The sequence below is a fragment of the Pseudomonas sp. F2 genome (assembly GCF_057174385.1).
The window spans coordinates 1,661,341-1,674,327 of the sequence record NZ_CM169904.1; the positions used below are offsets into that span (position 1 = coordinate 1,661,341).

The 12,987-nt window shown below is 60.5% G+C and carries 16 protein-coding genes; 11 read left to right on the forward strand and 5 right to left on the reverse strand.

Annotated features, from left to right (window positions below; genetic code table 11):
• Window positions 1–312 precede the first annotated feature (312 nt).
• Window positions 313–1,152: a UTP--glucose-1-phosphate uridylyltransferase GalU gene (galU, locus tag AC193Q_RS07295; RefSeq protein ID WP_007912230.1), complete on the reverse strand. Its 840-nt coding sequence runs from the start codon at window positions 1,150–1,152 to the stop codon at window positions 313–315.
• Between the two features lie 258 nt (window positions 1,153–1,410).
• On the opposite strand from galU, the gene AC193Q_RS07300 reads away from it, so the two are divergent.
• On the forward strand, window positions 1,411–1,596 hold the full coding sequence (locus tag AC193Q_RS07300) for a hypothetical protein (protein WP_007964653.1): 186 nt from the start codon (window positions 1,411–1,413) through the stop codon (window positions 1,594–1,596).
• Between the two features lie 151 nt (window positions 1,597–1,747).
• On the forward strand, window positions 1,748–2,035 hold the full coding sequence (locus tag AC193Q_RS07305; RefSeq protein ID WP_080963283.1) for a hypothetical protein: 288 nt from the start codon (window positions 1,748–1,750) through the stop codon (window positions 2,033–2,035).
• A 3-nt stretch (window positions 2,036–2,038) separates the two neighbouring features.
• Here the strand turns inward: AC193Q_RS07305 and AC193Q_RS07310 are convergent, their stop codons facing one another.
• A complete protein-coding gene (locus AC193Q_RS07310) occupies window positions 2,039–2,269 on the reverse strand; it encodes a hypothetical protein (protein WP_027612691.1) in 231 nt (76 codons plus the stop codon).
• Between the two features lie 72 nt (window positions 2,270–2,341).
• Window positions 2,342–2,698 carry a hypothetical protein gene (locus AC193Q_RS07315; RefSeq protein ID WP_003225393.1) on the reverse strand — a complete coding sequence of 119 codons (357 nt, stop codon included), beginning with the start codon at window positions 2,696–2,698 and terminating at the stop codon, window positions 2,342–2,344.
• 212 nt (window positions 2,699–2,910) lie between these two features.
• Between AC193Q_RS07315 and AC193Q_RS07320 the strand changes: the two genes are divergently transcribed.
• From AC193Q_RS07320 to ada, 5 genes are all read left to right on the forward strand, one after another.
• Window positions 2,911–3,213, forward strand: coding sequence for a DUF1883 domain-containing protein (locus AC193Q_RS07320; protein WP_041064472.1), 303 nt, complete (start codon window positions 2,911–2,913; stop codon window positions 3,211–3,213).
• A 22-nt stretch (window positions 3,214–3,235) separates the two neighbouring features.
• On the forward strand, window positions 3,236–3,412 hold the full coding sequence (locus tag AC193Q_RS07325; RefSeq protein ID WP_239776639.1) for a hypothetical protein: 177 nt from the start codon (window positions 3,236–3,238) through the stop codon (window positions 3,410–3,412).
• A 94-nt stretch (window positions 3,413–3,506) separates the two neighbouring features.
• A complete protein-coding gene (locus tag AC193Q_RS07330; protein WP_483879362.1) occupies window positions 3,507–4,217 on the forward strand; it encodes a 2OG-Fe(II) oxygenase in 711 nt (236 codons plus the stop codon).
• 5 nt (window positions 4,218–4,222) lie between these two features.
• Complete coding sequence (gene alkB / locus AC193Q_RS07335) at window positions 4,223–4,888, forward strand: DNA oxidative demethylase AlkB (RefSeq protein WP_121187774.1); 666 nt, start codon at window positions 4,223–4,225, stop codon at window positions 4,886–4,888.
• Between the two features lie 86 nt (window positions 4,889–4,974).
• Window positions 4,975–6,042, forward strand: a complete 1,068-nt coding sequence (gene ada / locus AC193Q_RS07340) for a bifunctional DNA-binding transcriptional regulator/O6-methylguanine-DNA methyltransferase Ada (RefSeq protein WP_483879363.1) — start codon at window positions 4,975–4,977, stop codon at window positions 6,040–6,042.
• Here ada and AC193Q_RS07345 read toward each other — a convergent pair.
• Window positions 6,039–6,497, reverse strand: a complete 459-nt coding sequence (locus AC193Q_RS07345) for a GyrI-like domain-containing protein (protein ID WP_182401359.1) — start codon at window positions 6,495–6,497, stop codon at window positions 6,039–6,041. The genes ada and AC193Q_RS07345 overlap by 4 nt on opposite strands.
• A gap of 62 nt (window positions 6,498–6,559) precedes the next feature.
• Entirely contained in the window at window positions 6,560–7,543 is a 984-nt protein-coding gene (acuI, locus tag AC193Q_RS07350) for an acrylyl-CoA reductase (NADPH) (protein WP_095669066.1), read from the reverse strand.
• Window positions 7,544–7,732: 189 nt separating this feature from the next.
• Between acuI and AC193Q_RS07355 the strand changes: the two genes are divergently transcribed.
• The 4 genes from AC193Q_RS07355 to modB all read left to right on the forward strand — a co-directional run bounded on the left by AC193Q_RS07355 (window position 7,733) and on the right by modB (window position 12,986).
• Entirely contained in the window at window positions 7,733–10,192 is a 2,460-nt protein-coding gene (locus AC193Q_RS07355; protein ID WP_483879364.1) for an autotransporter, read from the forward strand.
• A 114-nt stretch (window positions 10,193–10,306) separates the two neighbouring features.
• On the forward strand, window positions 10,307–11,371 hold the full coding sequence (locus AC193Q_RS07360) for an NAD(P)H-dependent flavin oxidoreductase (protein WP_182401365.1): 1,065 nt from the start codon (window positions 10,307–10,309) through the stop codon (window positions 11,369–11,371).
• 166 nt (window positions 11,372–11,537) lie between these two features.
• Window positions 11,538–12,305, forward strand: a complete 768-nt coding sequence (gene modA, locus AC193Q_RS07365) for a molybdate ABC transporter substrate-binding protein (protein ID WP_483879365.1) — start codon at window positions 11,538–11,540, stop codon at window positions 12,303–12,305.
• A complete protein-coding gene (gene modB, locus AC193Q_RS07370) occupies window positions 12,306–12,986 on the forward strand; it encodes a molybdate ABC transporter permease subunit (RefSeq protein ID WP_182401369.1) in 681 nt (226 codons plus the stop codon).
• The last annotated feature ends 1 nt before the right edge of the window (window position 12,987 follow it).

The following is a 12,987-nucleotide window of genomic DNA, read 5'->3' on the forward strand; positions in this document are numbered from 1 at the left end:
GCAATCGGAGTAACGCATAAAGAAAAAGCTCCGTATCGCAAGATACGGAGCTTTTTTCGTTCTGGGCGGACGGGTTGCCCGTTTGCCCGGGGCCCTGCAGTGCCGCCTGAAGGGAATCGGGGCAGCGAGCAAGCATGCCCGCACCCTCCCCCGTTAAAAAGCAGCCAGCACGCTCAGAAGGCGTCAGCCAATCGCGCCGCCAGACCCAAGGTTTTTTCCAGCACAAAAACAAACGCCCCGAACAAGTCGGGGCGTTTGTGGGTGCATTCGCTTGGGTGCTTTCACACCCTTCGCGTTGCAGATCGGGCGCGATCAGTAAGCCTTGCCGGTCTTGTAGAAGTTCTCGAAGCAGAAGTTGGTCGCTTCGATGTAGCCTTCGGCGCCACCGCAGTCAAAACGCTTGCCCTTGAACTTGTAGGCCATGACGCAGCCATTCTGGGCTTGCTTCATCAGGGCGTCGGTGATCTGGATTTCACCGCCCTTGCCTGGCTCGGTCTGTTCGATCAGGTCGAAGATGTCCGGCGTCAGGATGTAACGACCGATGATCGCCAGGTTCGACGGCGCGTCTTCCGGCTTTGGCTTCTCGACCATGCTGTGTACGCGGTAGATGTCGTCGCGGATCATCTCGCCGGCGATCACGCCGTACTTGCTGGTTTCCTGCGGGTCGACTTCCTGGATGGCGATGATCGAGCAGCGGAACTGCTTGTACAGCTTGACCATCTGGGTCAGTACGCCGTCGCCTTCGAGGTTGACGCACAGGTCGTCCGCCAGTACCACGGCGAAGGGTTCATCGCCGATCAGCGGGCGACCGGTGAGGATCGCATGGCCCAGACCTTTCATTTCGGTCTGACGGGTGTAGGAGAACGAGCACTCGTCCAGCAGCTTGCGGATGCCGACCAGGTATTTTTCCTTGTCGGTGCCCTTGATCTGGTTTTCCAGCTCATAGCTGATGTCGAAGTGGTCTTCCAGAGCGCGCTTGCCACGACCGGTCACGATCGAGATTTCAGTCAGGCCAGCGTCCAGAGCTTCTTCAACGCCGTACTGGATCAGTGGCTTGTTTACCACCGGCAGCATTTCTTTGGGCATGGCTTTAGTCGCTGGCAGGAAGCGAGTACCGTAACCGGCTGCTGGGAACAAGCATTTCTTGATCATATAAGTCCTTGAAAGGGCTGTGTGTACGAGTTTCGGCGCAGTCTAATCAGGCGGCGTGCACCTTACAATGCCCCGCACTGGCTAACCGATGCCAACATAGAGAAATATTCTCGCCGATAGTTCCGTTGGCAACTTCGACCCGCGAAAACAGAGTAGCTCAAACACGCAAATGCGCTGCATCACTCTACGCTCATCATCCCCCAATGTGAGGATTTGTCGGTATCATGGCGCCTTTGAACCAGCGAACGAGACAGATAGATGGCCGCGGTAAAAATCATCAACGGGTATGTGATCGACAAGAAAGACGGCAAGTGGAACCTGACCACGACCAATGGCGAACACATCGCCGGGCCTTTCGACAGCGAGCAGCTGGCGACTGATGTGGCGTCGGTGTTCACTGACACCCCTGCGTCGTCCAAACGCCGTGGCAAAGATCAGGACTGACCGGTTGCGACACGCGCCGAGCCCTGCCCTTGCGCAGGGCTTTTTTGTGGCCGCTCGCAACCCGATAAAAACAAGTGGCCAATCGCTATAACCTTTTCACTCCGGCGCTGTCAGAGCGTTTAGCCCCTCCCTCGCTGAAGACGACACACTTATGAACATGAACAAAATGCTGCCGCTGATCGCGGTATTGGCCCTGGGTGGCTGTGCCACCTCGCAAACCACCTACCTGAACAACGGCGAACAGGGTTTGAGTATCGACTGCTCCGGGGAAGCCAACTCCTGGGCCACCTGCTACGAAAAAGCCGATGCTTCCTGCGCGGGCACCGGTTATCGCATTGTCGGTACGGACGGCACACCGGCACCCAAGGAAAGCGAAAAGACCCTGGGGGTCGATGTCGGCAACTATAAAAACCGCAGCGTGGTGGTGGTCTGCAAATAGACCCTACATGTGGATCTCGGCGAACTTGATCCCGAGCCCGCGCACGATCTCGATCAGATCGTCGAGCCGGGCGAAGGATTCGACTTCGTCGTTATCGTCGACCAGAAAATAGCTGCGACCGGCGCTCTTCTTGAAAAACACGATCCACTCACCCGAGTTCGCCGGATTCTGAATCACATGCGTGGCAGAGATAAGGCCCTCTGCATGCCGTTCCCGTACTTGCTCTCGCTTCATGCGCGACTCCAGAAATGAAAATGCCGCCACAGCATGACTGTGGCGGCACTGGTGCTGATGAACGCTATTCTATCAGCCGGAAATGCAGGCATTGGCGGCGTTTTGCACGTCACGAGGACGAATCGGCACATTGGACATGCGCTCATGCAACTTGATGCTGCTGCCGCCGGAACGGTCGTCGATATCAAATACCGCTGCCGCGCCAGTGGAAAATTTCCCGGGAACAATCACCCGCACGCCATCCTTGTGCGGCTGCATCTGCAGTGCGCCGCGACTGTTAGCCAGCTTGTCCGCCAGGCACTGCGCATACTCATGGGGTTTCTTGCCGGAAATCACGCTCATGGTGGGCAAGGTTTCATTGATTTCGGAAACACTCGCGCAACCACCCATGACCAACATCAACGGCAGACACACCACACCCCATTTCATACAAATACCTCCCATAAAGACCCTCGGACAGCAGTAATGCCATTTTTCTCCGAGGCTTACTCCATTAAACCCGCAGCGAATCGCGAATAACCGTTTTTAATTGTCAAAGCAGCGCTCGACGGCGGGATAATAACCCGTTCGGGCTGATAAACTGCGCCAATCGCACATGCTATCGTTTTGATTTAGTAGAAAAAGCCCTTCTGGAGGCGCCCATGAAATTCATTCACCAGCGCGAGCACCTCAACGAAGACGACATTGTCGTCATCCAATGCTCGCAAACCTGCAACATCCGCTTGATGAACGACGCCAACTTCCGTGCGTTCAAGAACGGCGGCCGCCACACCTACCACGGCGGCGCTTTCGACACGTTTCCGGCGCGCATCACCGCGCCGAGCACCGGTTTCTGGAACATCACCATCGACACCGTCAGCCGGCGCGCCATCAGCGTCACGCGCAAACCGACCCTGACCCACTCGATCAAGATCATCCGCCGCTCCAGCTCCAAACTGAGCTGAGTCGCCCCAACGCAAGGTAAGCATGACCGTGGCCCAAACGACCAAATACGTCATCAAATACAAGCTCAACGGCGAGCGCCGCTTCGAGTTCGCGCAACTGCAAGACGGCACCGTGGAAGAAGCCAGGGCTGCACTGGATGCCATCCACGGCCAGACCGAAGATGTGATCAGCGATATCGCCGTCAGCAAAGCCCTGTAACGCAACACCCCGGATTCGACCGCAAGCGGCGGAGTGTTCTGCCGCCGGGATTTGCCCAGACTGACAGACTCGACCAAAGGGTTCAGGAGTCAGAATGTCAATGTCCCCGTCTCGGCTGGATGCGCTCGATTGGGCGAGCCTCGAACAGCATCTGGATCAATATGGCTATGCCATCGTCCGCTCACTGCTGTCGGCGCAAACCTGTGAGCGCTTGAGCGCCCTGTATTCGCAGACCGAACCGTTTCGTTCGCAGGTCATCATGGCTCGCCACGGTTTCGGTCGCGGGGAATACAAGTACTTCAGCTATCCCCTGCCGACAACCATCGAACGTCTGCGCACTGCGCTTTACTCGCGCCTGGTGCCGCTGGCCAACCGCTGGTACGAACGCATGAATCTGCCTGTACGCTTTCCCGCAACCCATGCCGGGTTTGTGCAGCGCTGTCACGATGCCGGCCAACTGCGGCCGACACCCTTGCTGTTGCAATACGGCCCGCAGGACTACAACTGCCTGCATCAGGATCTGTACGGAGATCTGGTTTTCCCACTGCAAGTGGCGATTCTTCTGTCGCAGCCCGGACAGGATTTTACCGGTGGACAGTTCGTCCTGACCGAGCAGCGTCCACGCCTGCAGTCGCGACCACACGTCGTGGATCTGCAAAAGGGTGACGCCGTTATATTCGCGGTCAACCAGCGCCCGGTCAGCGGCACACGCGGCGATTATCGGGTGACCATGCGTCATGGCGTCAGTCGCCTGCACAGCGGAAACCGGCATACTCTGGGCATCATCTTCCACGACGCAGTATGAGCAGCATGCAACCGAGCCACTTCGACCTGTTCGCCGACCACGAACCCGAGCAACAACCCCGCGCCGAGCAAATCGGTGAACAATCGTGGGTTTTGCGCGGTTTCGCCCTGCCAATGATCGATCAGCTGTTGCCGGCGCTGGAGGGCGTTCTCGCCGCAGCGCCATTGCGTCACATGATGACCCCGGGCGGTTTCAGCATGTCAGTGGGCACCAGCAGCTGCGGAGCGCTGGGCTGGATCACCGATCGCAGCGGTTATCGCTACAGCACCGTGGATCCGCTGAGCGGCAGGCCGTGGCCGGCAATGCCCCAAGTGTTGTTCGAACTGGCACAGAGAGCGGCGCTGCGCGCAGGATTTGCCGGATTTCACGCCGATTCGTGCCTGATCAACCAATACGTCCCCGGCGCCAAGATGTCTTTGCACCAGGACAAGGACGAACATGCCTACGCGGCGCCGATCGTTTCGTTGTCCTTGGGGTTGCCGGCAATGTTCCTGTTCGGTGGTTTTGTCCGCAGCGACAAGAGCCAGCGCATTCCTCTGCTGCACGGCGACATGGTGGTCTGGGGCGGGGTCGATCGCCTGCGTTTTCACGGTGTGCTGCCGATCAAGCCCGGCCAGCATCCGCGTCTGGGCGAGCGGCGGATCAATCTGACCTTCCGGGTCGCCGGGTGATCTGAAAAGTTTGACCGCAAGGCCCGGAGTGTTACCCACATTGCTGCTGGTTAACCTGAATCAAACAGGTCAACGGACTACTCGTCATGAAAAAGCTTTCGCCGATCATCAATGTTGAAACCGATCCACGCTGGGCCGCCGTGATCGCGCGGGATCCGCGAGCCGACGGGCAGTTTGTCTACGCGGTGAAAACCACCGGTATCTATTGCCGCCCGAGCAGCCTTTCGCGATTGCCCAAGCCGCAAAATGTCGAATTTTTCGACAGCGCCGAAGCAGCCGAGGCGGCGGGTTATCGTCCGAGCAAACGCACTCGCAAGGATCAGACCGACGTCGCCGCCCAACATGCCGCGACGGTGGCGCTGGCCTGCCGGCAGATCGAAACCTGCGAAACTGCGCCGGCGCTTAACCAGCTCGCCGCGACCGCCGGCCTCAGCCCCTTCCATTTTCATCGCGTATTCAAGGCCGCTACCGGTCTGACGCCAAAGGGTTACGCGGCGGCGCATCGCTCGCGCCGGGTGCGGGAACGGCTCGCGAATGGCGGTTCGGTGACCGATGCGCTGTACGACGCCGGCTTCAATTCCAACAGCCGCTTTTACGAATCGGCCGACAAGCTGCTGGGCATGAAGCCCGGTGACTATCGCGCTGCCGGGCGCAATAACGACATACGCTTTGCCGTTGGCCAATGTTCGCTCGGGGCGATTCTGGTGGCGCAAAGCGAACGCGGGGTGTGCGCGATCCTGTTGGGCGACGATCCGCACCAACTGGTGTGTGATCTGCAGGATCAGTTCCGTCAGGCCAACCTGATTGGCGCCGACGCCGGGTTCGAACAGTTGATTGCCAAAGTGGTGGGTTTCATCGAAGCCCCGGCACTGGGCCTCGACTTGCCACTGGATGTGCGCGGCACCGCGTTTCAGGAGCGCGTCTGGCAGGCGTTGCGGGAAATCCCGGTGGGTCGCACCGCCAGTTACGCCGAAATCGCCCAACGCATTGGCGCGCCGACTTCCATGCGCGCGGTGGCGCAAGCCTGCGGCGCCAACCGTCTGGCCGTGGCAATTCCTTGCCACCGCGTGGTGCGCAGCGATGGCAATCTCTCGGGGTATCGCTGGGGTGTGGAGCGCAAGCGCCAGTTGCTGGATCGCGAAACCCAGCCTTAGCGAATCCCGATGCAGACCGCCACGGACTCGGGGCCGGTATAGGCCTCGTAGTCGGTGGCATAGCGACGCTGAATCTGAGGGTTCTCCTCAAAGAAAGTCCAGATCCGTCCCCAGGTCGCAATGACCGCGTCAGGCAACGGCCCCTGCGCCTCGAACACCAGATATTCGCCGGCTTCGATCTGTACGGTCTCATAGCCTTTGGGTTGTGCATTGACCGCGACCCCCGCGGTGACATCGAATGCACCCGAGGCGTCGGATTCATAGGCCGAATACACACCATAAATTGCAGAGCCCGGGATCTTGCCGGGAATACTCTCGGCCTGTTCTTCACTGAAAAACCGGCCCCACATCGGGCCGATCTTTGCGCTCTGGGGCTGGTGCTCTGCGGCGTTGGTCGTGCGCACACGCAGGCCGGCCACGGTGAAGGCGTCGATTTGCTGTCGTTTCAAATCCATCGAAAATACCGCTCCCTGTCATAGAAGTGCGGCCACACAGGGCCGCAATGGCGCTTACTCTGTCAGCGATTGACGTCGACCACAACCCTGCCGCGCAGCTGTCCGGCGAGCAATTTGGGTGCCGCGTCGATGGCTTCGCTCAGGGCGATTTCGTGGCTGATCAAAGGCAACAAGGCGAAGTCCAGATCCTTGGCCAGACGTTTCCAGGCCTCGATCCGCCGGGCCTTGGGTTGGGTCACGCTGTTGATGCCCGCCAGGGTCACGCCGCGCAGAATGAACGGCGCCACCGACGCAGGAAAATCCATACCCTGGGCCAGACCGCAGGCCGCCACCGTGCCTTCGGCGCGGGTACTGGCACAGGCGTTGGCCAAGGTGTGGCTGCCGACCGAGTCGATCACGCCGGCCCAGCGTTCCCTGGCCAGCGGTTTGCCCGGTTCCGACAAGGTTGCGCGGTCGATGATCTCGCTGGCGCCCAGTTGCTTCAGGTACTCATGCTCGGACACCCGGCCGGTGGATGCCACCACGCGATACCCGAGTTTGCTAAGCAAGGCGATGGCGAAACTGCCCACCCCTCCGTTGGCGCCGGTCACCAGCACTTCGCCCTGATCCGGCGTCACGCCGTTGCGCTCCAGCGCCAGAATGCACAGCATCGCCGTGTAGCCGGCGGTACCGATGGCCATCGCTTGCGCGGCGCTGAAGGCCTCGGGCAAGGGAATCAGCCAGTCGCCACGGAGGCGCGCCTTCTGTGCCAGGCCACCCCAGTGACTTTCGCCCACGCCCCAGCCATTGAGCAGCACCTGATCACCAACCTTGTAGTCAGGATGCGAGCTGACCTCGACCGTGCCCGCCAGGTCGATCCCAGGCACCATCGGAAACTGGCGTACCACCGGGCTGCTGCCGGTAATCGCCAGACCATCCTTGAAGTTCAGCGTGCTGTACGCCACCCGCACCGTTACGTCGCCTTCGGGCAACTGCGCTTCATCGATCTGCTGCAGGCTGGCGCGGTAACCGCTGTCGTCTTTGTCGATCAAAATGCCGTTGAACATGGCTGCCTCTCACTCAGTGGATTCAAATCCTCGCGCCTTGAAATAACACAAAGCAACACATTGCCCCACCCGACTTTGCGCCAATTCGCAAATCCGCCCAGTGATTCCATAGCGGGCGACTATGCTTTTTCGACGGTCGTGCTTTCGTTGCCCTCCTGCTGAAAGCGGCCCCTGTCGATGGAGCTGACAATGCCTTACCCGCGCTCATGGCTTGCAATCCTGATGCTGTGCCTGCTGACCGCCGGCAACCCGTGGGCCGCCCCGGCCACTGCCAGCAAACCCGCCGCTGCCGACGCCGCCCCCAGCGCGCCGACGTGGCCGCAAGTGATCACCAGCGGCAAGGCCAGGCTGACCGTGTACCAGCCGCAACTCGACAGCTGGGATGGCTACACACTCAATGCCCGGGCGGCGGTCGAAGCCACCGGCGCCGACGGCAAACCCACTTACGGCATTGTCCAGTTCAGTGCGCACACGCTGGTCGACAAGGCCACGCGCTGGGTCGCACTGGATCAATACAAGATCATCAAGGCCGACTTCCCCGCCGATGCCAGCCAGGCGGATGTCTGGCTCGCGGCACTGCAAAAGGATGCCCAGAGCCGCAAGAAGACCATTTCCCTCGATCAACTCGAGGCCGCCGTCGGTGTGCTGTCGGCAGAGCAGAAAGCCGACAGCGCACCGTTGGAAAATACCCCGCCGGCGATCATCAGTTCCGACGTCCCCGCCCTGCTTGTCTATATTGATGGCGACGCGGCGTATCGCGCGGTCGAGGGCACCGGGTTGCAGCGGGTGATCAACACCCGCCCGTTATTGCTTAAGGACGCCGAGGGCAAGCACTACTTGCATGTGTTTGATGGCTGGATGGTCGCTGACAACCTCAGCGGCGAGTACACCCGCCTGACCGCACCGCCTGCCGATCTGGAGAAGGCCAAACAGGCGGCGATCCAGAGCCGCCAGGTCGATCTGCTGACCGGGCAGAGTGATCCGAAAGACAAGGTGCCAAATCTGGCCAAACCGCCGCAGCCGAAAATCTTCATCGCCACTACCCCCACCGAGCTGATCGTTACCGACGGGGCTGCGCAGTGGTCGCCGATTCAGGGCACCAGCCTGCTCTACGTGAGCAACACCACCGGACACATCTTCAAGGAAATCGGCGACCAGAACAGCTACGTGTTGATTTCCGGACGCTGGTTCCGGGCCGCCGACATGAACGGGCCGTGGACGTTTACCCCGGCGGACAAATTGCCTGCCGACTTCGCCAACATCCCCGACGACAGCCCGAAAGAGAACGTCAAGGCCTCCGTCGCCGGTACGCCGCAGGCCAAGGAAGCCGCGATTGCCGCCACCATCCCGCAAACCTCGGCGATCAAGAAAAGTGCAGTGAAAATGACCGCGCCGCAGTTCGACGGCGAGCCGCAACTCAAACCGATCAACACCACGTCGCTGCAATATGTGGTCAACAGCGCGACGCCGATCATTCGTGTCGACAACGACAGCTGGTATGCCGTGGAGAACGGCATCTGGTTCACCGCAACGACAGTCAGCGGACCGTGGGTCGTCGCCAGTTCGGTACCGTCGGTGATCTATTCCATCCCGCCGAGTTCACCGATGCATTACCTCACTTACGTCAAAGTCTATGAGTCCAGCGGCGACACGGTGGTGGTTGGCTACACCCCGGGGTATCAAGGGTCGAACCTGGATCCGGCCACGGGTGTGGTGGTTTACGGCACCGGATATCCGTACACGCCGTGGGTTGGCAGTGTCTGGTATGGGCCGCCCGTGACCTACGGTTTCGGTGTCGCGATTCGCTATACACCCTGGACCGGCTGGACCTTCGGTTTCGGCTTCGGCTGGAGCTGGGGCGGCAACACCGTGGCAATGGGTTGGGGCTGGGGTGCTTATCCGTGGTGGGGCAATTACGGCTGGGGTTATGCCTGGGGGCCGCGCTTGTATCCTGCGCCGCTGGCCTGGGGCGGCGCCGCTTACGGCTATCGCGGCGGTGCCGTGGCCTGGGGGCCCGGTGGCTGGGCCGGCACCACCGGCAACATTTATCGTCAGTGGGGCGACCGCGCGACCGTCAGCCGTTACGGCGCCGGCTACAACGCCTGGACCGGCAATCGCTGGGCCGGTCAGGTCGGCTCGTCCTATAACTCGCGCACCGGGATTGCCGCGGCGGGCCAGCGCGGTGCCGTACACAATGCCTACAACGGCAACTACGCGGCCGGACGCAGCGGTGAGGTGGTCGGGCCGAACGGTGGCGCCATCGCCGGCGGCCGAGTGACAGCGGGCAACGCACGCAACGGCACGCAAGTCACCGCCAACCGTGGCGCGGTGTACAACCCCAACACCGACAAGACCACGCAATATGCTGGCGTCAGGGGCCGCAACGGCGGCGCTGCACGGGTCGGCGACAACGTCTATGCCGGGCACGACGGTAACGTCTACAAGAAAACCGACAACGGTTGGCAATCAATGGTCAAGGGCAGCCCGACCCGCACGGCACCGGTCAACAACACTGCTCAACTGCAAAACCTCAATCGTGAATCTGCAGCGCGTAACTTCGGCAACCAGCGCACCAACAACTTTCACAACTCCTCGCAAGTCATGAACCGTTCATTTGGTGGCGGTGGCGGCGGTTTTCATCGACGCTGACGGCGCATGGCTGTCCGTGCGCGGAAAATTCGCGCTGGCCCTGAGTCCGGTTTTGCTGTTAAAAAACCGGCTCTGCCGTCCCTGCCCCGTTTCATCGTTCGGAGAACCGCTTCCATGAGCCAATGGCCTGACACTCGCATTCTTGACCTGCTCGGCATCGAGCTGCCGATCATCCAGGGCCCCATGGCCGGTGCCACGAATTCGGCCATGGTGATCGCCGTGTGCAACGCCGGTGGCCTGGGTTCGATGCCCGCCGCAATGCTGAGTATCGAGCAACTGCGCGAAGAACTGCAGACCATTCGCGAGCACACTCGCAAGCCGTTCAACGTCAATTTCTTCTGCCATCAGCCACCGGCTGCCGATGAACAGCGCGCGCGGGACTGGAAAAACCTGCTGGAGCCGTACTACCGCGAACTGGGTGTCGATTTCGATGCACCGACGCCGGTGTCCAACCGGGCCCCCTTCGATGCGGCAGCGTGCGCCGTGCTGGAAGAGTTTCGTCCTGAAGTCGTGAGTTTTCACTTTGGCCTGCCGGAGAAATCCCTGCTGGATCGGGTCAAGGCCACGGGTGCGAAAATCCTCTCGTCTGCCACGACTGTCGATGAAGCAGTGTGGCTTGAACAAAACGGTTGCGACGCGATCATCGCCATGGGCTACGAGGCAGGTGGTCATCGCGGGATGTTTCTCAGCGATGACCTGAGCAGTCAGGTCGGTACCTTTGCCCTGGTGCCGCAGATTGTCGATGCGGTGAAAGTACCGGTGATCGCTGCCGGCGCCATTGCCGATGCGCGCGGGGTGGCCGCGGCATTGATACTCGGTGCATCGGCAGCGCAGGTCGGCACCGCATATCTGTTTACCCCGGAAGCGAAAGTCAGCGCTTCCCATCATCAGGCGCTGCGCACCGCCAAGGAAAGCGAAACCGCGATTACCAACCTGTTCACCGGCCGCCCGGCTCGCGGCATTCTCAATCGAGTGATGCGCGAAATCGGCCCGATGTCAGCGAAAGCCCCGGCCTTCCCGCTGGCCGGCGGAGCGCTGATGCCCTTGCGGGCAAAAAGCGAAGCGCAGTTCAGCAACCTCTGGGCCGGGCAGGCTTTTCCGTTGGGCAAGGAGCTGAGCAGCGCCGAACTGACCCGGGAACTGGCGCAAGGCGCACTGACAAAACTGGTCCGACACTGACCCGATCCAGGATGAGGCGCGACACAGCCTCATCCTGTATACAACAGCACTTCCTGTTTAGCGGCATTTCGCTATATATTTCGCTATATAGCGTTTCACCCTTCGCATCGGTGCAGTCCACCTCCAACAATAACTGCCCTCTGCATTCGCCAATAACGGAGCTGTTATGACCCTTCGTGCCTCACGTTTTGCCCCCGCTTGCCTGGCTTCTTTGCTGTCGGTTTTTGTCTTGGGCGCCGCTCACGCCGATGAAGTGCAGGTGGCGGTTGCCGCCAACTTCACCGCGCCGATCCAGGCCATTGCTGCCGACTTCGAAAAAGACACCGGGCACAAACTGGTCGCCGCCTACGGGGCCACCGGCCAGTTCTACACCCAGATCAAGAACGGCGCGCCGTTCGAAGTGTTCCTCTCGGCGGACGACACCACTCCGGAAAAACTGGAAAAAGAAGGCGATACCGTCAAGGGCTCGCGCTTCACCTACGCCATCGGCACTCTGGCGCTGTGGTCGGCGAAAGAAGGTTACGTTGATGGCAAAGGCGAAGTGCTGAAGAAAAATGAATACCAGCACCTGTCCATCGCCAATCCGAAAGCCGCACCGTACGGGCTGGCCGCCACTCAGGTGCTGGAAAAACTCAAGCTGACTGAAGCGACCAAAGCCAAAATCGTTGAAGGCCAGAACATCACTCAGGCCTACCAGTTCGTGTCCACCGGTAATGCGGAACTGGGCTTCGTAGCACTGTCGCAGATCTACAAGGACGGCAAGGTCACCAGCGGATCGGCGTGGATCGTTCCAGCGAACATGCACGACCCGATCAAACAGGACGCGGTAATCCTCAACAAAGGCAAAGACAGCGCCGCCGCCAAAGCGCTGGTTGACTACCTCAAAGGCCCGAAAGCCGCTGCGGTGATCAAGTCTTACGGTTACCAGCTCTAAATGTCGCTCTCGAGTGCCGACTTCGCGGCGATCTGGCTGACCCTGAAACTGGCGTCCCTGACCACCGCGATCCTGCTGGTCGTCGGCACTCCGATTGCCCTGTGGCTGGCGCGCAGTCGTTCCTGGCTGCGCGGCCCCATCGGCGCAATCGTCGCCCTGCCCCTCGTGCTGCCGCCGACTGTGATCGGCTTCTATCTGCTGCTGGCAATGGGGCCCAATGGCTTTCTCGGCCACTTCACGCAATGGCTGGGCCTGGGCACGCTGACCTTCAGCTTTACCGGGCTGGTGATCGGTTCGGTGATCTATTCCATGCCGTTTGTGGTGCAACCGTTGCAGAACGCGTTCGCGGCCATCGGCACCCGCCCACTGGAAGTGGCCGCGACCTTGCGCGCCAATCCCTGGGACACTTTTTTCAGCGTGATCCTGCCTTTGGCCCGTCCCGGTTTCGTAACCGCGGCGATCCTCGGGTTCGCGCATACCGTCGGTGAATTCGGTGTGGTGCTGATGATCGGCGGCAACATTCCCGACAAGACCCGCGTGGTCTCGGTGCAGATCTACGACCATGTCGAAGCGATGGAATATGCTCAGGCCCATTGGCTGGCCGGGTCGATGCTGGTGTTTTCGTTTCTGGTGTTGCTGGCGCTCTACTCCAGCCGCAAGACCCGCACGGGCTGGAGCTGAT